The organism is Cellulomonas carbonis, assembly GCF_014636275.1.
In the GTDB taxonomy this organism is placed as follows: domain Bacteria; phylum Actinomycetota; class Actinomycetes; order Actinomycetales; family Cellulomonadaceae; genus Actinotalea; species Actinotalea carbonis.
Genome location: NZ_BMEB01000003.1, coordinates 319,116 through 344,715 on the forward strand (window position 1 = coordinate 319,116; position 25,600 = coordinate 344,715).

The window sequence follows — 25,600 nt, forward strand, 5'->3', positions numbered from 1 at the left end:
CGGCCGTACAGCGCCCTCCCTCGTGCTCGGGTGCCCCCCGCGGCGCCGAGCACGGGAGCACACCGACTCTGATCTGTGTGAAGTGTTTGGTCCGGATAGCGACCCGATGCCTTCACAGAGGTTCGACAGCGGCCATGGTGCCCGCGGCGCCCGTGGCTCCGTGTGCCCGTGGCTCGGTACCCGCTGCCGGCTGTCGCTGTCGCCGTCCTCGCCCGCACCGCGCAGCGCGGCTTGGCGGCGCATCTACACCGATGGAGATCCGGTGGTCCGGAACCGTTCAGACCTATTGTCTGAACAAATTGTGAGCGCTAACATCGCGCGCAGCGGGCCGACGGTGGCCCGCCCCGCAAGGGAGCGGGACCCACGGCTCGGAGAGCACGCAGCACCCACCACCCACCCTCGGCGAGCGCCGTCGGTGACCTGGGCCGGACGGCCCGACCTCGTGCGAGGGGACCTCGGTGGGCGCGGCACGGTCTCCCGCCCGAGGCCCCTCCCGCGGGACGGACGACGAGCCGAGGACGAGGAGGTCCGGTGAGCGGTCGACGTCGGGCTCTGCCGACCACCGAGCCCGAGGAACCCGCCCGCGGCCCCGACGGCGGCACCTGATCCCCGCCGCACGCCAGGAGGGTGCGACCTCCTGGCGTGCGGCTCGTCACCGGACGCCCCGGAAGGAGGTCCGAAGCAGGCCCGATGCCGGGCCCCTGTCCCACCCTGCCGAGTGGTTGGAGCACGATGAGTATCTCCTGGCCGCATGCCCGCCGACGAGCGGGTGCCGCCTCAACGACCGTCCTCACCCTTCTGGCCGCGTCCCTCGTGGGCGCGGTCCCCGCAGCCGCCGAGGCCCCCGACGGCGTCGTCCCCGAGGGCGCCTGGGTCGACGAGTTCACCGGCGACGGGCTCGACCCGCGCTGGACCGTCGTCAACGAGCAGCCCGACGCGTGGAGCGTCGACCCCGCCGCGGGGACGCTGACGCTCGCGTCGCAGCCCGGCGACACCTACCAGGACTCGAACACCGCGCGGAACGTCATGCTGCTCGACGTGCCGGCGGGCGACTTCACGCTGGTGACCTCGCTCGAGGCGCCGGTGGCCCAGGACTTCCAGGGGGCCGGCGTCATCGCGTGGCAGGACATGGACAGCTACGTCCGCGCGGGCCTGACGCACGTGAGCTTCGCGGACGGCGGACCGGTCGTCCTGGAGAACGGCGTCGAGACCGCGGGCACCTACGCCTCGACGACCACGGCGCGCCCCGGTTCGACCGGTGAGACGCTCCGCCTGCAGCGCACGGGCGACACCATCACGACGAGCTACTGGGCCGACGGCGCGTGGCAGCAGGCCGCCGAGGTCACCGTGACCTTCCCGACGACGCAGGTCGGCCTGTACGCGCTCGCGGCCGGCGCGGCGCCGTCGCACACCGCGGTCTTCGACTTCGTCGCCCTCGTCGCCGCCGAGGGCGAGGACGTCGTCCCCGAGGGCACGTTCACGCTCCGCGGCGAGGCGGACGCGCCCTACCTGACCGCCGACGACGGCGTGCTGGGCCTGGCCCCGCAGCGTCCGACGTCGTCGGTGCAGCTGGGCGCGGCCGCCGTCGACGGCGCGGAGGGCGCCCTCACGCTCGCGGCGGACGGCCGCGCCGTCGTCGTCGACGACGCGGGCCGGCTGACCCTGGGCGACGGCGACGTCTCCGGGACGCCCCTGCGCCTCACGGACGCGGGTGGCGGTCGGCTCGTCCTGCGGCTCGCGGACGCGACGGCCGAGCAGGGGTACGCGGGTCTCGTCGACGGCGACCTGGTGATCGGTGCGCGCGACGACGCTGTGCGCCTCACGCTCGCCGCGGTGAGCGAGGCCGAGGCGACGCTGAGCATCGACGGCGACGCGACCGACATCGAGGTCAGCGACGACCTCTACGGCCTGTTCTACGAGGACATCAACTACGCGGCCGACGGCGGCCTGTACGCCGAGCTCGTGCGCAACCGGTCCTTCGAGTTCAACAGCAGCGACAACGCGTCGTTCACGGGCCTCACGGCGTGGGAGCCGGTCGACGGCGCCGCCGCCGAGGTGGTCTCCGACGACGGCCGGCTCAACGAGACGAACCGCTTCTACCTGCGGCTCGACGCGCCCGCGGCCGGTGCGGGCATCCGCAACGCGGGCTACAACACGGGCCTCGCGCTCACCGAGGGCGACGCCTACGACTTCTCCGTGTGGGCCCGCACCGCGACGGCGCAGGACCTCACGGTGCGCGTCACCGACGGACCGGGCGGCGCCGTCGTCGCCACGGGCACCGTGACCGTCGACGGCACCGACGCCTGGGCGGAGCACGAGGTCACGGTCACGGCGACGGCGACCACCACGCGCGGCCGGCTCGACGTCCTCGCGGGGGCGCCGGGCACGGTGAACCTCGACATGGTGTCGCTCTTCCCGCAGGAGCAGTGGGTCGGCCCGGTCAACGGGACGTACGGCCTGCGCAAGGACCTCACGGAGCACCTCGCGGCGCTCGACCCGTCGTTCCTGCGCTTCCCCGGCGGCTGCGTGACCAACGTCGGCACGTTCGACTCCTACGTCGGCAGCGGCTACCAGGACCGGCAGCGCACGTACCAGTGGAAGGAGACCCTCGGCCCGGTCGAGGAGCGCCCGACCAACTGGAACTTCTGGGGCTACAACCAGTCGTACGGCATCGGCTACCTCGAGTACTTCATGCTCGCCGAGGACCTGGGTGCGACGCCGCTCCCGGTCGTCTCGGTCGGCGCGAACGGCTGCGGCAGCTCGATCCCCGAGATGACCGACGACGAGCGGATCGAGCGCTGGGTCGCGGACACCGTCGACATCATCGAGTTCGCGAACGGCGACACGTCCACCGAGTGGGGCGCCGTCCGTGCCGAGCTCGGGCACCCCGAGCCCTTCGGCCTGCGCTACATCGGGCTGGGCAACGAGGAGAACACGACGACGTTCGAGGCCAACTTCCCGCGGTTCCGCGCGGCGATCGAGGCGGCGTACCCCGACGTCACGATCATCTCCAACTCCGGGCCGGACGACGCGGGAGCACGATTCGAGCAGCTCTGGGAGTTCAACCGCGCGCAGGGCGTCGACATGGTCGACGAGCACTACTACAACGACCCGTCCTGGTTCCTCGCGAACACGCACCGCTACGACTCCTACGACCGCAACGGTCCCGAGGTGTTCCTCGGCGAGTACGCGTCGCGCGGCAACACGTTCGGGAACGCGCTCGCCGAGGCGGCGTACATGACGGGCCTGGAGCGGAACTCCGACGTGGTGCGCATGGCGTCGTACGCGCCGCTGTTCGCGAACGAGGACTACGTGCAGTGGTCGCCCGACGCGATCTGGTTCGACAACGACGAGTCGTGGCTCACGCCGAACTACCACGTGCAGCACATGTTCATGAACAACGTCGGCGACGAGGTCGTCCCGAGCACCTTCGACGGTCCCGCGGTCGCGCCGCAGGACATCGACGGCGGCGTCTTCCTCTCGACGTGGGCGACGAGCGCGGCGTACGACGACGTGCGGGTCACGGCGGCCGGCACGGGAGACGTCCTGTTCGCGGACGACTTCTCCGACGCCTCGCAGTGGCAGCCCGTCGCGGGTGAGTGGGCCGTCGCGGACGGCGAGTACGTCCAGTCGTCGACGGCGGTCACCGACGCCCGCACGATCATCACCGACGCGTACGCGAAGGACTGGTCGAGCTACACGCTCGAGGTCGACGCCCGCAAGCTCGCGGGCTCCGAGGGCTTCCTGATCGGCTTCGCCGCGGGCGGCGCGAACGACTTCTACTGGTGGAACATCGGCGGCTGGAACAACACCCGTCAGGCCCTCCAGCGCGCGAGCGGCGGCACGGCGAACGAGGTCATGGCGGTCGAGGGCCACTCGGTCGAGACGGGTCGCGACTACCGCGTCCGCGTCGAGGTCGCGGGCCGGTCGATCCGCCTCTACCTCGACGACGTGCTCCAGATGGAGTACACCGAGCCGGCCCCGGCCGACGTCGTGCACCAGGTCGTCACGCGCGACGTCGAGACCGGCGACCTCGTCGCCAAGGTCGTCAACACGTCCGACACGGTCATGCGGACCACGGTCGAGGTGTCCGACGTCGCGCTCGAGGGCACGGCGACGGTCACCGAGCTCACCGCGGCGTCGCTCGCCGACACCAACACCAAGGCCGACCCCGACCGCATCGTGCCGGTCGAGCGCACGCTCGACGGCGTCTCGGGCTCGTTCACGTACGAGCTGCCGGCGCAGTCGGTCACGATCCTGCGGCTGGCCACGGGCGGCGGCGGCGCCGTCGTCGAGTCGATCGACGACGTCGCGGTCGAGACGCTCGTCGGTGAGGCGCCGACGCTGCCGACGCGGGCGACCGCCCACCTCAGCGACGGGACGTCGCGCCAGGTCGTCGTGACCTGGGACGCCGTCGACCCGGCCCTGTGGGAGCAGCCGGGCGAGGTCGTCGTCGAGGGCACCGTGAGCGGCACGAGCGTGCGTGCTCGCGCCGTGGTCACCGTGGTCGCAGCGCCCGAGCCGGACCCGCAGCGGGGCCTCGTGCTGCACTACGCGCTCACGGGCGACGGCGGCACGACGGCGACCGACCTCAGCGGCTCCGGCCGCGACGGCGCGGTGCTCGGCGGCGCGGAGCTCGGGCCGGAGGGCCTCGTGCTCGACGGCGTCGACGACTTCGTCGACCTGCCGGACGACGTGATGGCGGGCCTCGACGGGATCTCCGTCTCGCTCGACGTCCGGATCGACCCCGAGCAGCGCACGCCGTACTTCCTGTACGGCCTGGGCAACTCGACGGGCGGCTCGGGTGACGGCTACCTCTTCTCGACCGGCGACCCCTACCGGGCCGCGATCGCGTCGGGGAGCTGGACGACCGAGCAGGGTGTCCGGGCCGCAGGCGACCGGGGCCTCGACCGAGGCGTGTGGAAGCACCTGACGTACACCGTCGAGGACGGCGTGTCCGTCCTGTACGAGGACGGGGTCGAGGTGGGCCGCGCGCCCGTCACGATCACGCCGGGTGACATCGGCGGTGGCTCCACCACCGCGAACCACGTCGGCCGGTCCGTCTACTCCGGCGACCGGTACCTCGACGGCACGGTGCGCGACGTGCGCATCCACGACCGCGCCCTCACCGCCGCGGAGACCCGGCTGCTCGCGCAGCCGGTCGCGTCGGCGGCGGTCGCGGCCGACCTCGAGGCGCTCGACCTGGGCGACACGTCCGCGGTCGAGGCCGACCTCACGCTGCCGACGTCGGCGCCTGACGGCTCGCGTGTCACGTGGTCGTCGTCCGACCCGGCCGTGGTCTCGGACTCCGGTGCGGTCACGCGCCCGGCGCCCGACGCCGAGCCAGCCACGGTGACGCTCACCGCGACCGTCACGCGGGGTGCCGAGTCCGGTACCCGCACGTTCGAGGTGACGGTGGTCCCCGAGCCCGACGACGCCGAGGCCGTCGAGATCGACGCCGCGGGCGTCGTCATCCCGAACCTCGACGACGTGCGGGGCAACATCACGCTGCCGACGGCCGGACCCACGGGGACCACGCTCGCGTGGTCGTCGTCGGCGCCCGACGTCGTCAGCCCGACGGGTGAGGTGACGCGGCCGGCCCACGGCGGCGACGCCGTCGTCGTCGAGCTCACGGTGACCGCCACGCGCGGTGCCGCGAGCGCGACGCGCACCTACACCGCGACGGTGCAGCCGCTGCCCGCCGAGGAGCCGCTCGAGGCGTACTTCTTCCCGTACTTCGAGGGGGAGTCGACCGCCGACGGCGAGCAGATCCACTTCGCGGCGAGCGAGGGCAACACCGTGCTCGAGTGGCAGGAGCTCAACGACGGCGAGCCCGTGCTCACGTCGACGCTCGGCGAGAAGGGTCTGCGGGACCCGTTCGTCATCCGCTCGCCCGAGGGCGACCGGTTCTACCTGCTGGCCACCGACCTGCGCATCTACGGCGGCGGCAACTTCGCCGAGGCGCAGGAGAGCGGCTCGAAGCACCTCATGGTGTGGGAGTCCACGGACCTCGTGAGCTGGGGCGAGCAGCGGATGGTCAAGGTGTCGTCCGACTTCGCGGGCAACACCTGGGCGCCCGAGGCGTTCTGGAGCGACGACCTCGGCGCCTACGTCGTGTACTGGGCGTCGAACCTCTACCCGACCACCGAGGTCGAGGGCCGGCGGACCGCCGACAGCTACAACCGGATGATGTACGCGACGACGCGCGACTTCGTGACGTTCACGGAGCCGCAGGTGTGGATCGACGTCCGGCGCGAGGCGGGCCGCGGCACGATCGACTCCACCGTCGTCGAGCACGAGGGGACGTACTACCGCTTCACGAAGGACGAGCGGAACGACGTCATGATGGTGCTCCAGGAGAAGTCGGACGACCTGCTCCTGCCGACCACGGGTGCCATGGGCACCTCGTGGGAGCTCATCACGGAGCGCATCGGCGAGGGCACGATCACGCACGGTGAGGGTCCGACGGTGTTCAAGTCGAACACCGAGGAGAAGTGGTACCTCTTCCAGGACTGGCCGCCGTACGGCGGTGGGAACGGGTACGTGCCGTTCGAGACGACCGACCTCGACTCGGGCGTCTGGACCCCCACCGAGGGGGCGGACCTGCCGACGAGCCCGCGGCACGGCACCGTCCTGCCGATCACGCAGAGCGAGCTCGACCGGCTGGTCGAGGTCTACCAGCCGGACGCGTTCGTCGAGTCCGTCGACGACGTACTGGTTGAGACCCCGATGGGTCAGGCGCCGACGCTGCCGGCCACCGTCACCGCGCACATGGGTGACGGCTCGACGCAGGAGCGCGCGGTCACGTGGGACGAGGTGGACCCGACGGCCTGGGCCCAGCCGGGCGAGGTCGTCGTCGCGGGGACGCTCGACGGGGGCGTGGGCGTGCGCGCCCGGGTGGTCGTCACGGTCCTCGAGACCCGGACGGCGACGACGATCCGCGCGTACGCGGTCCCGAGCACCGTCCCGGCAGGGCTGCCGAGCGCCGTGGTCGCGACCGTGCGACCCGCCGAGCGCGAGACGGCGCTGCCGACCGGGACGCTCGAGGTCAGTGCGGGCGGTGTCGTCGTCGGCACGGGCTCGGTCGGCTGGGGCGTCGGCGGTGCCGTCGTCGCCACCAGCGGGCTCGAGCCCGGGCGGCACCAGCTCCAGGTCCGGTACCTGGGCGACGCGCTCCACGCGCCGTCGACGGCCACGGTCGTGCTGCGCGTCGTCGCCCCGTGGGGTCGCTCCTGGGCGAGGTGACGGCTCCGGCCGCCGGGTGCTGAGCACCCGGCGGCCGGACCGCAGGTGAGCACCAGGCAGGGCGGGGTCCGCGCGGACCCCGCCCTGTGGCGTCGGTGCCGGGATTCCCCGGCCGGGAGGCTGGCGCGGTGTCGCCTGCCGAGGTGGCCGGTTGCGGTCGGCCCGCGTGTCTACGGGCGCGCGGCGAACCGCTCGAGCAGGTCGGCGTGACCGGAGACGATGAGGAGGTCGTTCGCCGAGATCCGCGTCTCCTCCGTCGCGTACACGAACTCCTCGCCGGGCGGCTTCACGCCGATGACCGTGACGCCGTAGCGCTTGCGGATCTCGGACTGCCCGATCGTGAAGCCCTGCGTCTCGCGCGGCGGCCGCATCTTCACGATGGTGAAGCCGTCCTCGACCTCGATGTAGTCGAGCAGCTTGCCCGAGACGAGGTGCGCGACGCGGTTCCCGGCGTCGGCCTCGGGCAGCACGACGTGGTGCGCGCCGATGCGGTGCAGGATCCGCGCGTGCTCGTTGGAGATCGCCTTGGCCCAGATCTGCGGCGTGCCGAGGTCGACCAGGTTGCCGGTCACGAGAACGCTCGCCTCGAGCGACGTGCCGACGCCCACGACCGCGACGCCGAACTCCTTGGCGCCGAGCTGGACGAGCGCCTCGGGGTTGGTCGCGTCGGCCTGCACGAGCGGGAAGCGGCCCGTGTAGTGCGCGACCAGCTCGGGGTCGCGCTCGACCGCGAGGACGTCGTGCCCGAGCCGGTCGAGCGTCAGGGCGATCGACGAGCCGAAGCGCCCGAGCCCGACGAGCAGCACGCCCGCCTCGCGCTCCTTCTCCTTCTCGCGGCCGCGCCCCCGTGCGCGGGCGAGGTCGGCCCCGTGCCGGTCGGCGGTGCCCCCGCGACCCAGCCCCGCGGGGCGGGGCTGCTCGAGCCCGGGACGGGGCGTGTCCAGCGCGTCACCCAATGATCGGCCTCTCCTCCGGGTACCGGATGACGCGACGACGGTCGCGCAGCGCGAGCGCCGCGGCGACCGTCATGGTCCCGGTCCTGCCGATGAACATGAGGGCCGTCATGACGTACTTCCCGGCGTCGGGGAGCTCGGCGGTCAGGCCCGTCGACAAGCCTACGGTCGCGAACGCCGAGATCACGTCGAAGAGGACGCGGTCGAGCGTCTCGCCGGTGATCTCGAGCAGCAGCAGGCTCGCCAGGAGCACCGCCGTCGCGCCGATGAACGTCACGGTGATCGCGAGGCGCAGCGTGTCGCGCGGGATGCGCCGCCCGAACGCCTCGACGTCGTGGTCCCCGCGCGCCTCGGAGAGGATCGCGAGCAGCAGCACCGCGAGCGTCGTCACGCGGATGCCGCCCGCGGTCGACGCCGACCCGCCGCCGACGAACATGAGCGCGTCCGTCATGAGCCACGTCGCCTCGGTCATGTCGCCGACGTCGACCGTGCTGAACCCGCCCGAGCGGGGCATGACCGCGGCGAACAGCGTGGCGAGCAGCTTCGACGGCACGTCGAGCCCGCCGAACGTCTTCTCGTTGTTCCACTCGGCCGAGCCGATGAGCAGCGCGCCCACCACGACCAGCAGGAGCGAGACCGACAGCGTGAGCTTGGTGTGCAGGCTCCACTTGCCCACGCGCGTCCGGCGGCGCGCGACGTTGAGGATCACGGGGAAGCCGAGCGACCCGACGAACACCCCGAGGATGAGTGGCAGGTTCATCCACCAGTCACCGATGTAGGGGCCCAGGCCCTCGGGCGTCGGCACGAAGCCCGCGTTGTTGAACGCCGACACCGCGTAGAACACCGCGTGCCACAGCGCGGTGCCCGCCTCCTCGCCGAGCGTGAGGAACCGCGGGAAGAGCATGAGCGCGATCGCGGCCTCGAGGCTCAGCGAGGTGATGATCACGACGCGGACGAGCGAGCCGACCTCGCCGAGCGACTCCGTCTTGGTCTCGGCGACCGTGAGGAGCCGCTGGGTGAGCCCGATGCGCCGCGACACGGCCATGCCGAGGATCGACGCGAGCGTCATGACGCCGAGGCCGCCGACCTTGATGCCGACGAGGATCACGGCCTGCCCGAAACCCGACCAGTGGGTCGCGGTCTCGACGACGGTCAGGCCCGTGACGCACACGGCGGACGTCGCCGTGAACAGCGCGTCGACGAACGACGTCTGCCGGTCGCCCGCGGTCGAGACCGGCAGCATGAGCAGCCCGGCGACCGTCGCGACGATCGCGGCGAACACCGAGATCGCGAGCCGTGCGGGGGAGCGGCGCGCGACGTCGTCGACCCACTCGCGCGCGGTGAGCAGCGGTGCGGGGATCTCCACCGCCGCCACCTCCTCCCGACCGGGCTCCGACGCCGGACGGACCTGCGCCGGCGGGGCGGGGGACCCCGCGCCGGGAACCTACTGTGCACCACGGGACGCGGGCGCGTGCGGCGGCGCCCCGGCGCCTGCCCACGGTCGTGCGGGCGCTACGGTGAAGCATGCTGACGCGGGTGGTCTGGTCCCCGGAGCTCCTGAGGTACGACTTCGGGCCAGGGCACCCCATGACGCCCCTGCGGCTGGACCTCACCCACCGCCTCGCGTCCGCGCTCGGCGTGCTCGACGCCCCGGACGTCGAGGTCGTCGCCGCCGAGCCCGCGTCCGACGACGTCCTCGCCCTCGCGCACGACCCCGGCTACGTGAAGGCCGTGCGGGTCGCCGACGAGACGGGCGACCCCGACCCCGACCACGGCCTGGGCACGACCGACGACCCGTGCTTCCCCGGCATGCACGACGCGTCGGCGCGCGTCGTCGCGGGCAGCGTCGAGGCCGCCGAGGCGCTCTGGCGCGGCGACGTCGTGCACGCGGTCAACGTCGCGGGCGGCATGCACCACGCGATGCGCGACCACGCCGCAGGCTTCTGCGTCTACAACGACGCCGTCGCGGCGATCCGCCGCCTGCTCGACCTCGGCGCGCACCGCGTCGCCTACCTCGACCTCGACGCGCACCACGGCGACGGCGTCGAGGCCGCGTTCTGGGACGACCCGCGCGTGCTGACGGTGTCGGTCCACGAGAGCCCGCTGACGCTCTTCCCCGGGACCGGCCACCCGACCGACGTCGGGGGGCCGCACGCACGCGGGACGGTCGTCAACGTCGCGCTGCCGGCCGGGACGTCCGGAGTCCCGTGGCTGCGTGCCGTCGAGGCGGTCGTTCTGCCGGTCGCGCGGGCCTTCGCCCCCGACGTCGTCGTGAGCCAGCACGGCTGCGACGCGCACGGGATGGACCCGCTCACGCACCTCGACGTCTCGGTCGACGCGCAGCGCCGCGCCGCGGAGCGCGTCCACGAGCTCGCGCACGACGTGTGCGACGGGCGATGGCTCGCGCTCGGCGGCGGCGGGTACGCGGTCGCCTCGGTGGTCCCGCGGGTGTGGACGCACCTGCTCGCGATCGCTGCGCACGCTCCGCTCGACCCCGCGACGCGCGTGCCCGACGCCTGGCTCGACCACGTCGACCACGTGACGGGCCAGGACGCCCCCACGACGATGACCGACGACGAGGACCCGCGTCCGCGCCCGTGGGCCGACGGCTACGACCCCGCGGACGACGTCGACCGCGTGATCCTCGCCGCCCGACGCGCCGTCTTCGACTGGTACGACCTCGACCCGCTGTACGACTGAGGGCCGGTCGGGTGACGTCCCAGGCGTCACAGCAGTCACCGCCTTCCCACCCGTCACGCCGAGCCCCTAGGCTCGTCATCGGCGCAGTCGCGCGCCTGCGCGGGCACCGGGCCCGGGTGGGCAGGGAAGATCGGGGCGAGATGTCGAACGGGCCGCAGCAGCCGCGCCTGCGCTACCTGACCGTGGCGGAGGTCGCCGACACGATGCGCGTGTCCCGGATGACCGTGTACCGCCTGGTCCACGGCGGTGAGCTGCCGGCCGTCCGCGTCGGTCGCTCGTTCCGCGTCCCGCAGGACGCGCTGGACGCCTACCTCGAGGCGTCGTCGGTCGACCGCGACCGGCTCAGCGGCTGACGCGCCGGCACGTCGACGGCACGTCGGCGTCGACCGGGCGACACGCCCGGGTACGCGGGCGTCGGCGCGACCGGGTACAGTGAGCGCGGACCTTCCCGACCTCGGGGCGGCGCCGGGCTCCGGCCTCGGCGGGACCCCGGTACCGATCTAGATCTGCGAGGACCCGTGGGCTCCGTCATCAAGAAGCGCCGCAAGCGCATGGCCAAGAAGAAGCACCGCAAGCTGCTTCGCAAGACGCGCCACCAGCGTCGCAACAAGAAGTGACCCGTCGCCCGGGTGATCCCGGGCGACCCACGCAGGCCCGGCCAGGTGCCGGGCCTGTGGCGTACCCGGGGTCCGGTGTCCCGACAGGGGCGGGGGCCGGGCCCTCGTCGGCTCTTCTACAACGATGTAGAATCGTCGCAGGTCGCGACGGCGGCCGGTCGCACCGGGGAGAGGGAGGCCAATGGCGGCCACGATGCAGGACGTCGCCCGGCTCGCCGGCGTGTCCGTCAAGACCGTGTCGAACGTGGTGAACGGCTACCCGCACATCCGGCCGGGGACGCGTGACCGCGTCCTCGCCGCGATCGAGGAGCTCGGCTACCAGCTCAACCTCACCGCGCGGAACCTGCGCACGGGCCGGACGGGCATCATCGGCCTCGCCGTCCCGGAGCTGAGCCTGCCCTACTTCGCCGAGCTCGCGGACTCGGTGATCGACGCCGCGGAGGAGTGCGGCCTCACGGTCCTCATCGAGCAGCACGGCGGGCGGCGCGAGCGCGAGATCGAGGTCCTGACCGGTGCGCGCCGGCACCTCACCGACGGGCTGATCTACAGCCCGCTCGGGCTGGGTCCGGGCGACGAGCACCTGCTCGACGTCGGGTACCCGCTGGTCCTGCTCGGCGAGCGCATCTTCCACGGCCCGGTCGACCACGTGACGATGGCCAACGTCGACGCCGCGGCGGCGGCGACCCGGCACCTGCTCGCGCTCGGCCGGCGACGGATCGCCGTCGTCGGGGTGCACCCGGGCGAGGTCGTCGGCTCGGCCGCGCTGCGCCTCGCGGGCTACCGCGCCGCCCTCGAGGAGGCCGGCATCGCACCCGACCCCGCGCTCGAGGGCGAGGCCGGCCTGTGGCACCGCGCGACGGGTGCCGCGGCGATGGCGCGGCTGCTCGACGACGGTGCGGCGCCCGACGCGGTGTTCGGCATGAACGACGCGCTGGCCCTCGGCGCGATGCACGAGCTCCAGGTGCGCGGCCTGCGCGTGCCCGAGGACGTCGCGGTGATCGGCTTCGACGCGATCGACGAGGGCCGGTACTCCAACCCGACGCTCACCACGGTCGACCCCGGGCGCGAGGTCATCGCGGAGACCGCCGTCCGGCTGCTGCACGAGCGGACGTCGGGCGCGGGCGCGGGCGAGCCCCAGCGCGTGGTCGCCGCGTACCGGATCGACGTCGGCGGCTCGACCGACCCCAGCCGGCGCACCGCGTCACCCGAGCCCGGCGAGACGACGACGCCGGTCCCGGACGACGTCGAGGTCCCGTCGACCCGCTGACGGGCGGCTCGGGGGCGCGCGGCGGCGGGGCCGTGGGCCGGTGGCGAGGGCGTCGTCGGTGCGGGCGTCGTCGGTGGTGGTGGCGGTGAATGCGTGCGGAACCTGCGCGGAGTCGGTCGGCCGCTGCGCCGTTCGGTGAAGGCCTCGGGTCGGAATGCGGACCACGATCTTCACGTGGACGAGGAGCGCGCCGCCGCACGGTGCCGATGCCCGGCACCACCTTGCGCCGCGCGCCGGCGACCTTCCGGAGCGGCGGGCACCGTCACGCGCCTGTCGCCGCGAGTCGCACGACACCGCCGTCGTCCCGCCGTCAGAAGTGAGCGTTAACATCCCGTGACCTCAGGGGCTTGACGCCTTCTCTACATCGATGCAAACTCTCGTCTACAACGATGTAGACGCGTCCTCGGGACGCGGCCCCGGACGGCACCTCGCCGCCGGTCGGATCAAGGAGGATTCGCATGGAGGGCATTCGTCGCTCCGCCCGTCGGCCCATGGCAGTCGCTGCCAGCGCGGTCGCGGTCACGGCGCTCGCGGCCTGCGGCGGTTCGGACGGCGGCTCGGGAGGCAGCGGCTCGGCCTCCGGCGAGAGCTGCACCAACGAGATCGTGAACGCGGACGCACCGCAGGTGAGCGTGTGGGCCTGGTACCCCGCGTTCGAGCAGGTCGTCGACAACTTCAACGAGACCAACGACGACGTCCAGATCTGCTGGACCAACGCCGGTCAGGGCGCCGACGAGTACACCAAGTTCTCGACCGCGCTCGAAGCCGGCTCGGGCGCCCCCGACGTCATCATGCTCGAGGCCGAGGTGCTCTCGACCTTCACGATCCGCGACGGCCTGGTGGACCTGTCGGAGTACGGCGCGGGCGAGCTCGAGGGCGAGTTCACCGAGGGCGCCTGGAGCGACGTCACGAACGGCGACGCGATCTACGCGGTCCCGGTCGACGGCGGGCCCATGGGCATGCTCTACCGCGAGGACATCTTCGCCGAGTACGGCGTCGAGGTCCCCACCACGTGGGAGGAGTTCGCGACCGCGGCGCAGGCGCTCAAGGACGCGGGCTACGAGGGCTACATCACCAACTTCCCGACCAACGGCAACGCGTTCATCCACGCGCTCATGGCCCAGAAGGGCTGGGAGCCGTTCACCTACGACGCCGCCGCGCCCACCGAGATCGGCATCGCGGTCGACACCGAGCCGGCGCAGGAGGTGCTCTCCTACTGGGAGGGCCTGGTCGACGAGGGCCTCGTCTCGACCGACGAGGCGTTCACCGCCGACTACAACACGAGCCTCGTCGACGGCACCTACGCGGTGTACCTCGCGGCCGCGTGGGGCCCGGGCTACCTGCAGGGCCTGTCCGACGCCGACGAGGAGGCGACCTGGCGCGCCGCGCCCATCCCGCAGTGGGAGGGCGAGGAGCCGACGCAGATCAACTGGGGCGGCTCGACGTTCGCGGTGACCAGCCAGGCCGACGACCCCGAGCTCGCGGCGCAGGTCGCGATGGGCATCTTCGGGACCGAGGAGGCGTGGGACATCGGCATCGAGGAGGCCGCGCTGTTCCCGCTGTGGAAGCCCGTGCTGGAGTCGGACGGTTTCGCGACCCGCGAGTACGAGTTCTTCGACGGCCAGCAGATCCAGCAGGACGTCTTCCTCGAGGCGGCGTCGGGCTACCAGGGCTTCACGTTCGCGCCGTTCCAGACCTACGTCTACGACCAGCAGACGCAGCAGCTGTTCGCGATGGTCGAGGGCTCGGTCGACTCGGCGGGTGCGCTCGCCGGCTTCGAGAAGAGCCTCGTCGACTACGCGACGGCGCAGGGCTTCACCGTCACCGAGTGACCCCGGGCCGGGCCGGACACCAGTCCGGCCCGGCCCCCCACCCCTGGAGTCAACGATGACCACCTCCACGGTCACGACGTCCGCCCCCGGTCGGGGTGCGACGCCCACGGAGCCCGGCCGCGGCCGCGGCAGCCGGATCGAGCACAACCGGCAGCGCTGGGGCTGGTTCTTCCTCACGCCCTTCGCGATCGTCTTCCTCGTCTTCCTCGTGGCGCCGCTCGGCTACGCGTTCTGGATGAGCCTGCACACGAGCACGCTGGCGGCCGGCGAGTCCTTCACGGGCATCGCGAACTACCAGCGCGCGTTCACCGACCCGCTCTTCCTCGAGGGTCTGCTGCGCGTCGGCAAGTTCGTCGTCGTCATGGTGCCGATCCAGATCGGCATCGCCCTCGCGGCCGCGCTCGTGCTCGACACGCTCGCGACGCGGCTGTCGAAGTTCTCGCGGCTCATGATCTTCGCGCCCTACGCGATCCCCGGGATGATCGGGGCGCTCATGTGGGGCTTCCTCTACAGCCCGCGCTTCGGCCCCGCGACGGACCTCTTCGAGCTGTTCGGCGCGACCGCCCCGTCGTTCCTCGCCTCGGGCACGGTGTTCGGCAGCCTCGTCAACATCGTGACGTGGCAGTGGTCGGGCTACTACATGATCATCATCTTCGCGGCCCTGCGCGGCATCGACCCCGCGATCTACGAGGCCGCACGCATCGACGGCGCCAACGGCTGGCAGACCGCACTGCGCATCAAGGTGCCGATGATCAGCTCGGCCCTCGTCATGGTCGTGATCTTCTCCCTGATCGGGACGCTGCAGTTCTTCACCGAGCCGGCCGTCCTGCGCACCGTCGCCCCCGGGGCGATCCCGGCGGACTACACCCCGAACATGTACGCGTTCGCGCTGGCGTTCTCCTACAGCCAGTTCAACTACGCGTCCACCATCGCGTTCGCGCTCGGGATCGTCGTCTTCGTCTTCTCCTACGTCTTCCTGTACCTGACCCGCAAGAAGAGCGGACTGAAGTGATGAGCCTCCAGACGGCCGGCGGGAACGCCGGCGCACCGCAGACCACCGAGACCGCGCGTCGTCCGCGCCGCGGCGGCCGCACCGCCCCGGCGAGCACCGGGCGGGGACCGCGCAGCAGCCGGATCGGGTCGCACCTGTTCCTGCTCGCGCTGGTCCTGTACTTCATCACGCCGCTGTGGTGGCTCGTCGTCGCGAGCACCAAGACCAACTCCGGCCTGTTCACCGGCACGGGCGGTCCGCTGTGGTTCGACGACCAGTTCAACCTGTTCCAGAACCTGCGCGACCTGAGCACGCACCAGGGCGGCATCTACTGGACGTGGCTCGGCAACTCGTTCCTGTACGCGCTCTCGGCGGGCGTCGGCGCCACGGTGCTCGCGGTGCTCGCCGGCTACGGGTTCGCCAAGTACCGCTTCCGCGGGCGCACCTTCTCCTTCGCGCTCCTGCTCGGCAGCGTCATGGTGCCGCTGACGGCGCTCGTGATCCCGACGTTCGTGCTCCTCAGCGAGTTCCAGCTGGTCAACACGCGGTGGGCGGTCATCCTGCCGTCGCTGCTCAGCCCGCTGGGCGTGTACCTGATCCGCGTCTACGCGCAGGACGTCGTCCCGGACGAGATGCTCGACGCGGGCCGCGTGGACGGCGCGGGGGAGCTGCGCCTGTTCTTCCAGGTCGCGCTGCCCCTGCTGCGCCCCGCGATCGTCACGGTGCTGCTGCTGTCCGTCGTCGCGACGTGGAACAACTACTTCCTCGCGCTCGCGATGCTGCGCAGCCCGGACCTGCTGCCCATCACGGTCGGCCTCAACAACTGGCAGATGCTGTCCAACGCGGGCGCGGGCGGTGAGCAGGTCTGGAACCTCATCGTCACCGGGGCCTTCGTCTCGATCCTCCCGCTCATCGTGGCGTTCCTCTCGCTGCAGCGGTACTGGCAGGGCGGCCTCACGCTCGGCGCGATCAAGTAGCCGGCGCCCGCCCGCCCCACACGACCACCACCAGAAACACACCCCGGAGAGAAGATCGTCATGCCGCACGCCTCCATGTCCCTCAACCCGGCCTTCACGGTGTCGCCCGTCCACCGCCGGACGTTCGGGAGCTTCGTCGAGCACCTCGGCCGGTGCGTGTACACGGGCATCCACGACCCGTCGCACCCGACCGCCGACGAGGACGGCTTCCGCAAGGACGTCATCCAGCTCGTGCAGGACCTGGGCGTGACGACGGTCCGCTACCCGGGCGGCAACTTCGTCTCCGGCTACCGCTGGGAGGACGGGATCGGCCCCGTCGAGGACCGCCCCGCACGCCTCGACCTCGCGTGGCACAGCACCGAGCCGAACACGGTCGGCGTGGACGAGTTCATGCGCTGGTGCCGCAAGGCGGGCGTCGAGCCGATGATGGCCGTCAACCTGGGCACGCGTGGCGTGCAGGAGGCGCTCGACGTCCTCGAGTACTGCAACGTCGAGTCGGGCACCGCGTGGTCGGACCTGCGGCGCGCGAACGGCACCGCCGAGCCGCACGGCGTGCGCATGTGGTGCCTCGGCAACGAGATGGACGGCCCGTGGCAGATCGGCCACAAGACCGCCGATGAGTACGGCCGCCTCGCGGCCGAGACGGCGCGCGCGATGCGCATGGTCCAGCCCGACCTGGAGCTCGTCGCCTGCGGCTCGTCGAGCTCGGCGATGCCGACGTTCGGCGCGTGGGAGTCGACCGTGCTGACCGAGGCGTACGAGTTCGTCGACTACGTCTCGGCGCACGCGTACTACTTCGAGGAGGACGGCGACCTCGCCTCGTTCCTGGCCTCCGCGATGAACATGGACGCCTTCATCGACGACGTCGTGGCGACCGCCGACGCGGTGCGCGCCGCGCGCAAGCTCACCAAGCGCATCAACATCTCGTTCGACGAGTGGAACGTCTGGTACCAGCACGCGGCGCCGTCGGTCCCGCCCAAGGACAGCTGGCCCGTCGCGCCCGTGCTGCTCGAGGACCACTACAACGTGGCCGACGCCGTCGTCGTGGGGAACCTGCTCATCTCGCTCCTGCGGCACAGCGACCGGGTGCACGCCGCGAGCCTCGCTCAGCTCGTCAACGTCATCGCGCCGATCATGACCGAGCCCGGTGGCCGCATCTGGCGCCAGACGACGTTCCACCCGTTCGCGCTGACGTCGCGCTACGCGGTCGGTGAGGTGCTGCACACCGAGCTGCGGACGCCCACGCACGAGACGGCGAAGTTCGGCGAGACGCCGCTCGTGGACGGCGTCGCGACGCACGACCCCGAGTCGGGTGCCGTCGCGGTCTTCGCGGTCAACAGGTCGCTCACGGAGGACATGACCCTCGAGGTCGACCTGCGCGCGTTCGAGGGCCTGCGCGTCGAGGAGGCCCTCACGCTCGCGAACCCGGACGCGTACGCCCGGGCGACCGTCGACGACGACGAGACCCTCGCGCCGCGCCCGAACACGTCGGCCGTGCTCGAGGGCGGGACCGGGCGCATCACGCTGCCGCCCGTGTCCTGGACCGTGCTGCGGCTCGTGCGCGACTGATCCTTCCCGCGCCTTCGGGGAGCCTCCACGGGAGGGTGGCTGGGGGGCCACCGAGGAGCGCCGGTCCTTCGGGGCCGGCGCTCCTGCGCGTCCGACGGCGTCCGGCACGTCCGGGGCCGGCGCGGCCCGCGTCAGCCGGCGACCTCCCCGGAGCCCAGCACCTCCCCGTCGTCGTCGAGCGCCTCGACCGCGAGGCCCGTCCGGAGGTCCGCACCCGCCCCGGGCAGCGGCAGGACCGTCTCGAAGCCGTCCCTCGGCCCCTCGACGACCGTCGCGCCCGCAGCGTCGACGACGCGCCACGACGCGACCTCCGTCGCGCCGTTCCAGCTCACGTGCACGGCGGGCCCCCCGGGGCCGTCCACGACGACGGCCGACGGGTCGGTCAGCGGGCGTCCCGTCCACGCGACCCGGTACGCGCGGTAGGTGGTGACGGAGAGCGCGTCGGGGATGGTCAGGTCGAGCAGCACCTCGCCGTCGGGTCCGACGAGCGTCGCGCGCGGGACGCTGCCCCAGCCGAGGAACGCCGTGCCGTCGTCGAGCTCCTGGAAGTTCGCCTGGCTCTCGGTGAAGACCCCGTCCGGGTGGTGCACCTCGCGCACCACGCGTGCGGTCCCGGCCTCCTCGTCGACGTCGAGCGCGATGCCGCGGCTGACCTCGCGCACGGTGTCGCCGCACGTCCCGCCGTTGTCGAGCACCGTGAGCGTGCCGTCGTCGGCGCGCCGGGCGTCGTGCTGCTTGAGGAACACCGCGTCGGCGGGGAGCGCCACGTCGGACTCGCGACCGCCCAGGCGCCACTCGACCGTGCCCGTCGCGCGGTCGATCGAGTACACCGCGCACGTGTGGCGCGCGGACACCAGCAGGTCGCCGTCGGCGTCGAGGTCCACCGAGTTCAGGTGCAGGTAGTCGAACGCCTCGCCGTCCTCGACGTCGAGGTAGGACTCGTCGAGAGCGACCTGCCCGACGCCGTGCCACTCCAGGAGCACGGCACCGGTGGCGACGTCGACCTCCTGCACGACGTTGTCGACCACCACGCCGTCCGCGGGACCGCCGACGGCCGTGAGGTCGAGGCGCACCGGCTCGTAGGCGATGAGCAGCGCCGTGCCGGCGTCCGTCAGCAGCATCTCGTGCGAGTCGGCCTCGTACCCCGCCATCTGCACGCGCGCGACCTCGCGGTAGGACGCGTCGACGACGACGCCCTCGCCCCACCCGTACCCCCTCGCCTGCCTGCCCTCCCACCACGTGAGCACGGGCTCGTCGCGGTAGGTCTGCACGCGGACGTCGCGCGCGTCGACGCCGTCGAGCGGGAGGAACCACACGGGCTCGCCTGCGTCGTCGAGCAGCAGCGGCCCCTTGTGCCCGAACCCGTTCTTCACGCCGAGCAGCGTGTAGCCGGGGGAGGAGCCGCCCGGACCGGTGGTGCCCGCCTCGGGTCCGGCGACGTCGACGCGCGGCGGCTCGAGGTCGGGGGCGGACGCGAACGTCCGGACGTGCTCGACCACGAGGTCCCCGCCCGGCTCGGCGTCCTCGACGTCCGTCACCGGCGGCTCGCGCGCCTCCGGCCGCTCCGCCAGGCGCGCGACGCCGAGGGTCCAGGTGCCGTCGTCGGCGCCCGCGACGGGGACGCCCAGGCGCACCGTGAGCTGCTCGCCCTCGGCGAACGGCTCGTCGGGGACGAGCGACGCGCCGCCGCCGTCCGGGTGCTCGAGCACCTCCCCGCGGTGCGTGCCGGACACCGAGCCGACGACCTCGGCGCCCGCGACGACGGCCGGGTCGACCCCGCGGAACGCGAGCTGCGCGCGGGGGTGGACGACCGTCGTGCCCGGGACGGGGAAGGCGGCAGCGCCGTCGCCGGTCGGCGCGAGGGCGGTGACGCTCGGCTCGGGCGGTGCGGCGGGCTCGAGGGCGGCCCGGATGCCGAGCGCTGCACCGGTCGCGGCGGCCGTCACGACGACGCCGAGGGCGAGGAGTGCCGCGGGGCGGCGGCGCAGCGACCGGACGGCACCCGTCGCGGACGGCTCGGAGCTCACGACCCACTGTCACGCCGCACGACGGCGTGCGCCAGCGGTGCGGTCGCCGTGCGCCGGGCGCCCCTACCCGCGCAGCGTGCGGCGCGCGGCGCGGAAGACGACCCGCGCGGCCCACAGCAGCCCCGCGACGCTCGCGGTCTGCACGCCGCGCCGGGTCGCCGCGCGGCGACGCCCCCGGAACTCGTGCACGGGCCAGCCTCGCTCGCGCGCGGTGCGCTTGAGCCGCAGGTCCGGGTTGATGGCGAAGGGATGGCCGACGGCCGAGAGGATCGCGGCGTCGTGCGCCGAGTCGCCGTAGGCGTAGCACCGCCGCAGGTCGAGGCCCTCGGTGCGCGCGAGCTCCTCGACGGCGCGCGCCTTCGCCCGCCCGTGCATCATGTCGCCGATGAGCCGGCCGGTGTAGAAGCCGTCCTTGTGCTCGGCGACCGTGCCGAGGCAGCCCGTGACGCCGAGGCGGGCCGCGATGAGCTCGCCGATCTCGACGGGGCTCGCGGTGATGATCCAGACCTGGTGCCCCTGGTCCAGGTGCTCGGACAGGATCTCCTGCGTCCCGGGGAAGATCCGCAGCGAGAGGACCTCGTCCCAGACCTCCTCGCCGATCGCGGTGATCTCGGCGACCGAGCGGCCGGCGACGATCGACAGCGCGCGCGCGCGGATGACCGCGATGTCCTTGAGGTTCTCGCCGACCAGCAGGTAGCGGGCCTGCTGCCACGCGAACGTCACGATGTCGCGCCCGCGGACGAACCCCCGGCGGCGCAGCCCCACGGCGAGGTGGAACGCGCTCGCCCCGCGGATGATCGTGTTGTCGAGGTCGAAGAACGCCGCCGTCGTCGTGGGACGGACCCCGTGCACGTGCTGGAGGCTCGCGCGCGCCGCCGCGGCACCCGAGGCCTCGACGTCCTCGGGACTCGTCCGCTCGGCCACCCGGTCACTCTAGCCACCGCCTCTAGGGTGGTCCGGTGACGACGCAGCCCGACGACGACGCCTCCCGCGTCGTGCTCCACGTCCGCAGCGGGTGCCACCTGTGCGACGACGCGCGTGCCGCGCTCGCCGCCGCCGGGGTGCGCTGGACCGAGGTCGACGTCGACACCGGGCCCGCCAGCGCCGACCTCGTCGCCCGCTACGGCGACCTCGTCCCGGTCGTCAGCGTCGACGGGGTCCAGCAGGGGTTCTGGCGCATCGACGCGGATCGCGTGGTGCGCGCGCTCGCGGCCGGGCCGCGATGACGGACGTCCCCCCGTCGACGGTCGCGCGTCTGCCGATCTACCTGCGTGCGCTCGACCAGCTCGTCGACCAGGGCGTCACGACGACGTCGTCGGGCCAGCTCGGCGCGCTCGCGGGCGTCGGGCCCGCCCAGCTGCGCCGCGACCTGTCCTACCTGGGCTCGCACGGCGTCCGGGGCGTCGGGTACGACGTCGCGCACCTGCGTCAGCAGGTCACCGCGGTGCTCGGGCTGACGCGCGACCTCGCGGTCGTCATCGTGGGGCTCGGCAACCTGGGTCAGGCGCTCGCCAACTACGTGCACGCGTACGCCGCCGACGGCGGGCAGGGGTTCCGGGTCGCGGCGCTCGTGGACGCCGACCCGGCCGTGGTCGGGACGCGCGTCGCGGGGCTCGTCGTCGAGGACGCGCCCGACCTGGAGAAGGTCGTCGAGCGCGAGGCGGCGACCGTCGCGGTGCTCGCGACGCCTGCGTCCGTCGCGCAGGAGGTGTGCGACCGGCTCGTCGGCGCCGGTGTGCGGAGCATCCTGTCCTTCGCGGCGCGCGTGCTGCGGGTGCCCGCCGGCGTCGACGTCCGCTCGGTCGACCTCGCGCGCGAGCTGCAGATCCTCGCGTTCCACGAGCGCGGCCGTCAGCCGTCGTAGACCAGCCCGTCGGGTGTGACGCGTGCGCCCGCGGACGGCTCGTGCGCCGTCCGCCGTCCGTCGTGGCCGAGGTGCTCGACGCGCAACCCGCGCAGCAGCACGGCGGCGTCCGAGACGAGGCGTCGGTGGCAGCGCCACCACAGCGACTCGCTGCACATCACGGCCGTGGGGCGCTCGCGGACGTCCCGGACGAGGTCGTCGAGGGCCGCGGCGAACTCCGCCGTGCGCATGTGGGCGGCGTACGCCGCGAACGCGGCGACGCGCCACCACGGGTCGCGGCCGTCGGGCGCCGCTCGCCGACCGCCCAGCCGGGGCTCCCACCGGTACGCCACGCCGGCCTCGGGCAGCCACCGGAGCATCTCGTCGCGCGCGACGTGCGGGTGCCGCCGGCTCCCCGGGAACCGCCGCACGTCGACCACGAGGCCGACGCCGGCGTCGCGCAGGAGGGTGCCGATGGTCGCGGCGTCCGCGGTGCCGTGGCCGAACGTCGTCAGGAGCGGGGCGTCGTCGGGCATGGCAGCAGCCTGGTCCGAGGGGCCCCGAACGGCACCTCCGGTACCTCCGGGAGCGCGGCCCGGGGGCGAACCGCGGCCAGGGCCCGATCCCTCGCGCCGCGCCCCGGGCAGCACGACGCCGCCGGTGGGGGGTACCGGCGGCGTCGGCACTCCGAGCGGGGGGTGCTCGGAGGGTGCGGGGTCCGGGCCCGCGGCCCGGGAGCGGCCCGTCGCCCGGCCCGTCTGCCGGGCGGGGCGGTCAGGCCGGGTGGTCAGGCCTGGTGGTCAGGCCTGGCGGATCGCCGAGATCTCGAGCCCGATCTTGACCTTGTCGGCGACGAGGACGCCGCCGGTCTCGAGCGCGGCGTTCCAGGTCAGGCCGAACTCCTTGCGGGAGATCTCGGTCGTGGCCGAGAAGCCGGCGCGCGCGTTGCCGAACGGGTCGGTCGCGGTGCCGTTGAACTCGGTCTCGAGGCGGACCTGCTTGGTGACGCCGTGGATCGTGAGGTCGCCCGTGACGACCCAGTCGTCGCCGTCGTGCTCGACCGAGGTCGAGACGAAGGACCACGTCGGGTACGTCTCGACCTCGAAGAAGTCGGCGCTCTTGAGGTGGCCGTCGCGGTTCGCGTCACGCGTGTCGACCGTGGTGGGGTCGAGCGTGGCGGTGACCGATGCGACGCCGTCCTCGCCGACGGTGATGGTGCCCTCGGTGATCGCGACGGTCCCGCGGACCTTCGCGATGCCCGCGTGACGGACCGTGAAGGCGGCCTCCGAGTGCGACGCGTCGATGACGTACGTGCCGGTGGCGAGCTCGGTGGGGAGCGTGGTGGTGGTCATGTGGGTCCTCCGGTGCGTGGGGCGTTCGGTCTGGGTGGGTCCTGCGGTCTGCTGCCTGCGTGAGGTCTGCGTCGGTGTCCGCACCCCGGGCGGGGAGCCGCCCGGATCGCTATGCTTGAAGCATCAACCAACTAGTTGATATTTCTACTACAGCCCCGGGGCGGGCCGCAACCCCCTGTTACGGTTCCCGCGGTGGAGAGGAGGGGCGCATGACGCAGCACGTGGGCGAGGACGTCGGCACCGCCGAGGAGCAGGAGCGCCCGGTCGCCGGTGCGACGCCGTCGACGGACCCCGCCCCCGTCCGCTGGCTCTCCGCGGAGCAGCAGCGGCACTGGCGTGCCTACCTCCTGGGCTCGGCGCGGCTCCAGGAGGCGCTCAACCGCCAGCTCGAGGACGACGCCGACATGTCGCTCAGCGAGTACGAGATCCTCGTGCGCCTGTCGGAGGTCGAGGACCGCACGGTCCGCATGTCCGAGCTCGCCGCGTCCGTCATGCACTCCCGCAGCCGCCTCACGCACACCGTCTCGCGCATGGAGCGCCGCGGCCTCGTCGTCCGCACGGCGTGCTCGGACGACCGTCGGGGCGTCAACTGCACCCTCACGGAGGCCGGGTACGCGCTGCTCGAGCGGACCGCGCCCGGTCACGTCGAGGCCGTCCGCCGCAACCTCGTCGACCTGCTCACCGACGACCAGTTCCGCGCGCTCGGCGCCGTGATGGGGGTCGTCGCCCAGGGCCCGGCCGACGACGACGCCGCGCGACCCGGACCGGCGACCGCTCGCGGCTGAGCCGCCGCCGGGAACCCGGTGCGCCGCACGGCCCCACCGGGCCACCCGTCCGCGCCCAGGGCGTGCGCGAGCACCCGGCGGCGTGGGCGAGACTGGACCCATGCCGATCACGACCGTCCACCTGCTGCGCCACGGCGAGGTCCACAACCCCGCCGGCGTGCTGTACGGCCGCCTCGAGGGCTACCGGCTGTCCGAGCGCGGTCAGGCCATGGCCGAGCGCGTCGCCGCGCACCTCGCGGGCTCCGGCCCGTCGGGGGCCGAGAAGCGCGACGTCGTCCACGTCGTCGCCTCACCCCTCCAGCGCGCGCAGGAGACCGCCGCGCCGATCGCCGCGGCGTTCGGGCTCGAGGTCGCCACCGACCCGCGGCTCATCGAGGCCGAGAACCGTTTCGAGGGCCTGACCTTCGGCGTGGGCGACGGGTCGCTGCGCCGTCCGTCGCACTGGCGCCACCTGTACAACCCGTTCCTGCCGTCGTGGGGCGAGCCGTACCGGGTCCAGGTCGCGCGCATGCTCGCCGCGGTCGCCGCCGCGCGGGACGCCGCCGAGGGGCACGAGGCCGTCGTCGTGAGCCACCAGCTGCCGATCTGGGTCACCCGGTCCGCGCTCGAGGGCCGCCGCCTGTGGCACGACCCTCGCAAGCGCGAGTGCACCGTCGCGTCGCTCACCTCGGTGCACTACGACGGCGACCGGTTCACCGGCATCACGTACTCCGAGCCCGCGGCCGACCTCCTCCCGGACGCGCCGATCATCCCGGGTGCCTGACGTGCGTCCCTCGACCCCTCGGCACCGCACGGTGGCCCGCCGCCTCGCCGTCGTCGCGACCTCGGTCGCGACCCTCGGCGTCGCCGGGTGCTCGCCGAGCGTCACGGGCGGCTGGGACGAGAGCGGGGCGGAGACCGGCTACGTCTCGGGCGACAGCTCCGTCACCACGTGGGACGCGGGGGACCGGACGGGGCCGGTCGAGCTCGCGGGGACCGCGTACGACGGCGCCGCCGTCGACGTCGCGGACTGGCGCGGCGACGTCGTCGTGCTCAACACGTGGTACGCGTCGTGCCCGCCGTGCCGCGCCGAGGCGCCCGACCTCGTCGCGCTCGCGACCGACTACGCCGACGACGGCGTCCACCTCCTCGGGATCAACTCGCACGACGACGCCGGCGCCGCCCTCGCCTACGAGCGCACCTTCGAGGTGCCCTACCCGTCGGTCCACGACGCCGACGGTGCGGCCGTCGCGGCGCTCCAGGGCGTCGTGCCCGTCCAGGCCGTGCCGACGACCGTCGTGCTCGACCGTGAGGGCAACGTCGCGGCGCGGGTCCTGGGCAAGGTCGACGGCAGCACGCTGCGCGCCCTCGTCGACGACGCGCTGGCCGAGGACCCGGGCGGGAGCGCCTAGGTGCTGGCCCTCGACGTCGGCGACCTCTTCCAGCGCACGGTGCTGAGCGGC

At 73.2% G+C, this 25,600-nt stretch carries 20 protein-coding genes; 14 read left to right on the forward strand and 6 right to left on the reverse strand.

The window, feature by feature from the left end:
- Positions 1–732 precede the first annotated feature (732 nt).
- Positions 733–7,245: an alpha-L-arabinofuranosidase family protein gene (locus IEV86_RS11495; protein WP_152605571.1), complete on the forward strand. Its 6,513-nt coding sequence runs from the start codon at positions 733–735 to the stop codon at positions 7,243–7,245.
- A gap of 170 nt (positions 7,246–7,415) precedes the next feature.
- Here the strand turns inward: IEV86_RS11495 and IEV86_RS11500 are convergent, their stop codons facing one another.
- Both IEV86_RS11500 and IEV86_RS11505 read right to left on the reverse strand, forming a co-directional pair.
- Positions 7,416–8,051 carry a potassium channel family protein gene (locus IEV86_RS11500; protein WP_043604011.1) on the reverse strand — a complete coding sequence of 212 codons (636 nt, stop codon included), beginning with the start codon at positions 8,049–8,051 and terminating at the stop codon, positions 7,416–7,418.
- Between the two features lie 142 nt (positions 8,052–8,193).
- Positions 8,194–9,564 (reverse strand): TrkH family potassium uptake protein, encoded by a 1,371-nt coding sequence (locus IEV86_RS11505; protein WP_043603973.1) that lies wholly within the window; start codon positions 9,562–9,564, stop codon positions 8,194–8,196.
- A 158-nt stretch (positions 9,565–9,722) separates the two neighbouring features.
- On the opposite strand from IEV86_RS11505, the gene IEV86_RS11510 reads away from it, so the two are divergent.
- The 8 genes from IEV86_RS11510 (at position 9,723) to arfA (ending at position 18,151) form a co-directional block, all read left to right on the forward strand.
- Complete coding sequence (locus IEV86_RS11510) at positions 9,723–10,898, forward strand: acetoin utilization protein AcuC (RefSeq protein ID WP_043603978.1); 1,176 nt, start codon at positions 9,723–9,725, stop codon at positions 10,896–10,898.
- 140 nt (positions 10,899–11,038) lie between these two features.
- Positions 11,039–11,251 carry a helix-turn-helix domain-containing protein gene (locus tag IEV86_RS11515; RefSeq protein WP_043603979.1) on the forward strand — a complete coding sequence of 71 codons (213 nt, stop codon included), beginning with the start codon at positions 11,039–11,041 and terminating at the stop codon, positions 11,249–11,251.
- 165 nt (positions 11,252–11,416) lie between these two features.
- Positions 11,417–11,515 carry a 30S ribosomal protein bS22 gene (locus IEV86_RS11520; protein WP_003792170.1) on the forward strand — a complete coding sequence of 33 codons (99 nt, stop codon included), beginning with the start codon at positions 11,417–11,419 and terminating at the stop codon, positions 11,513–11,515.
- Positions 11,516–11,696: 181 nt separating this feature from the next.
- On the forward strand, positions 11,697–12,782 hold the full coding sequence (locus IEV86_RS11525; protein WP_081978554.1) for a LacI family DNA-binding transcriptional regulator: 1,086 nt from the start codon (positions 11,697–11,699) through the stop codon (positions 12,780–12,782).
- 491 nt (positions 12,783–13,273) lie between these two features.
- On the forward strand, positions 13,274–14,614 hold the full coding sequence (locus tag IEV86_RS11530; protein ID WP_043603982.1) for an ABC transporter substrate-binding protein: 1,341 nt from the start codon (positions 13,274–13,276) through the stop codon (positions 14,612–14,614).
- Positions 14,615–14,669: 55 nt separating this feature from the next.
- A complete protein-coding gene (locus IEV86_RS11535) occupies positions 14,670–15,626 on the forward strand; it encodes a carbohydrate ABC transporter permease (protein ID WP_081978556.1) in 957 nt (318 codons plus the stop codon).
- Positions 15,626–16,582, forward strand: coding sequence for a carbohydrate ABC transporter permease (locus IEV86_RS11540; protein ID WP_081978557.1), 957 nt, complete (start codon positions 15,626–15,628; stop codon positions 16,580–16,582). The genes IEV86_RS11535 and IEV86_RS11540 overlap by 1 nt, the downstream gene beginning before the upstream one ends.
- A 60-nt stretch (positions 16,583–16,642) precedes the next feature.
- On the forward strand, positions 16,643–18,151 hold the full coding sequence (arfA, locus tag IEV86_RS11545) for an arabinosylfuranosidase ArfA (protein ID WP_043603984.1): 1,509 nt from the start codon (positions 16,643–16,645) through the stop codon (positions 18,149–18,151).
- Positions 18,152–18,282: 131 nt separating this feature from the next.
- On the opposite strand, the gene IEV86_RS11550 is transcribed toward arfA, so the two are convergent.
- Both IEV86_RS11550 and IEV86_RS11555 read right to left on the reverse strand, forming a co-directional pair.
- Positions 18,283–20,178 (reverse strand): arylsulfotransferase family protein, encoded by a 1,896-nt coding sequence (locus tag IEV86_RS11550; RefSeq protein WP_052425968.1) that lies wholly within the window; start codon positions 20,176–20,178, stop codon positions 18,283–18,285.
- Positions 20,179–20,241: 63 nt separating this feature from the next.
- Positions 20,242–21,102 (reverse strand): HAD family hydrolase, encoded by an 861-nt coding sequence (locus tag IEV86_RS11555; RefSeq protein ID WP_081978558.1) that lies wholly within the window; start codon positions 21,100–21,102, stop codon positions 20,242–20,244.
- A gap of 35 nt (positions 21,103–21,137) precedes the next feature.
- Between IEV86_RS11555 and IEV86_RS11560 the strand changes: the two genes are divergently transcribed.
- Entirely contained in the window at positions 21,138–21,404 is a 267-nt protein-coding gene (locus tag IEV86_RS11560) for a glutaredoxin family protein (RefSeq protein WP_043603987.1), read from the forward strand.
- Complete coding sequence (locus tag IEV86_RS11565) at positions 21,401–22,042, forward strand: redox-sensing transcriptional repressor Rex (RefSeq protein WP_052425969.1); 642 nt, start codon at positions 21,401–21,403, stop codon at positions 22,040–22,042. Before IEV86_RS11560 ends, IEV86_RS11565 begins: the two co-directional genes overlap by 4 nt.
- On the opposite strand, the gene IEV86_RS11570 is transcribed toward IEV86_RS11565, so the two are convergent.
- Together IEV86_RS11570 and IEV86_RS11575 are read right to left on the reverse strand one after the other, a co-directional pair.
- Positions 22,030–22,557, reverse strand: coding sequence for a DUF488 domain-containing protein (locus IEV86_RS11570; protein WP_043603988.1), 528 nt, complete (start codon positions 22,555–22,557; stop codon positions 22,030–22,032). The genes IEV86_RS11565 and IEV86_RS11570 overlap by 13 nt on opposite strands.
- A 264-nt stretch (positions 22,558–22,821) precedes the next feature.
- Positions 22,822–23,373, reverse strand: a complete 552-nt coding sequence (locus IEV86_RS11575) for a YceI family protein (protein ID WP_043603991.1) — start codon at positions 23,371–23,373, stop codon at positions 22,822–22,824.
- 209 nt (positions 23,374–23,582) lie between these two features.
- Here IEV86_RS11575 and IEV86_RS11580 point away from each other — a divergent pair, with 209 nt between their 5' ends.
- From IEV86_RS11580 to IEV86_RS11590, 3 genes are all read left to right on the forward strand, one after another.
- Positions 23,583–24,158, forward strand: a complete 576-nt coding sequence (locus IEV86_RS11580) for a MarR family winged helix-turn-helix transcriptional regulator (protein WP_081978559.1) — start codon at positions 23,583–23,585, stop codon at positions 24,156–24,158.
- Between the two features lie 100 nt (positions 24,159–24,258).
- Positions 24,259–24,921, forward strand: a complete 663-nt coding sequence (locus IEV86_RS11585; protein ID WP_043603993.1) for a histidine phosphatase family protein — start codon at positions 24,259–24,261, stop codon at positions 24,919–24,921.
- Complete coding sequence (locus tag IEV86_RS11590; RefSeq protein ID WP_043603995.1) at positions 24,914–25,549, forward strand: TlpA family protein disulfide reductase; 636 nt, start codon at positions 24,914–24,916, stop codon at positions 25,547–25,549. The genes IEV86_RS11585 and IEV86_RS11590 overlap by 8 nt, the downstream gene beginning before the upstream one ends.
- The last annotated feature ends 51 nt before the right edge of the window (positions 25,550–25,600 follow it).

Bases quoted from the DNA above. Each gene is read 5' to 3' on its own strand.
- IEV86_RS11495 (WP_152605571.1), top strand. From the start codon at position 733: ATGAGTATCTCCTGGCCGCATGCCCGCCGACGAGCGGGTGCCGCCTCA.
- IEV86_RS11510 (WP_043603978.1), top strand. From the start codon at position 9,723: ATGCTGACGCGGGTGGTCTGGTCCCCGGAGCTCCTGAGGTACGACTTC.
- IEV86_RS11515 (WP_043603979.1), top strand. From the start codon at position 11,039: ATGTCGAACGGGCCGCAGCAGCCGCGCCTGCGCTACCTGACCGTGGCG.
- IEV86_RS11525 (WP_081978554.1), top strand. From the start codon at position 11,697: ATGGCGGCCACGATGCAGGACGTCGCCCGGCTCGCCGGCGTGTCCGTC.
- IEV86_RS11530 (WP_043603982.1), top strand. From the start codon at position 13,274: ATGGCAGTCGCTGCCAGCGCGGTCGCGGTCACGGCGCTCGCGGCCTGC.
- IEV86_RS11535 (WP_081978556.1), top strand. From the start codon at position 14,670: ATGACCACCTCCACGGTCACGACGTCCGCCCCCGGTCGGGGTGCGACG.
- IEV86_RS11540 (WP_081978557.1), top strand. From the start codon at position 15,626: ATGAGCCTCCAGACGGCCGGCGGGAACGCCGGCGCACCGCAGACCACC.
- arfA (WP_043603984.1), top strand. From the start codon at position 16,643: ATGCCGCACGCCTCCATGTCCCTCAACCCGGCCTTCACGGTGTCGCCC.
- IEV86_RS11565 (WP_052425969.1), top strand. From the start codon at position 21,401: ATGACGGACGTCCCCCCGTCGACGGTCGCGCGTCTGCCGATCTACCTG.
- IEV86_RS11570 (WP_043603988.1), bottom strand. From the start codon at position 22,557: ATGCCCGACGACGCCCCGCTCCTGACGACGTTCGGCCACGGCACCGCG.
- IEV86_RS11575 (WP_043603991.1), bottom strand. From the start codon at position 23,373: ATGACCACCACCACGCTCCCCACCGAGCTCGCCACCGGCACGTACGTC.
- IEV86_RS11580 (WP_081978559.1), top strand. From the start codon at position 23,583: ATGACGCAGCACGTGGGCGAGGACGTCGGCACCGCCGAGGAGCAGGAG.
- IEV86_RS11585 (WP_043603993.1), top strand. From the start codon at position 24,259: ATGCCGATCACGACCGTCCACCTGCTGCGCCACGGCGAGGTCCACAAC.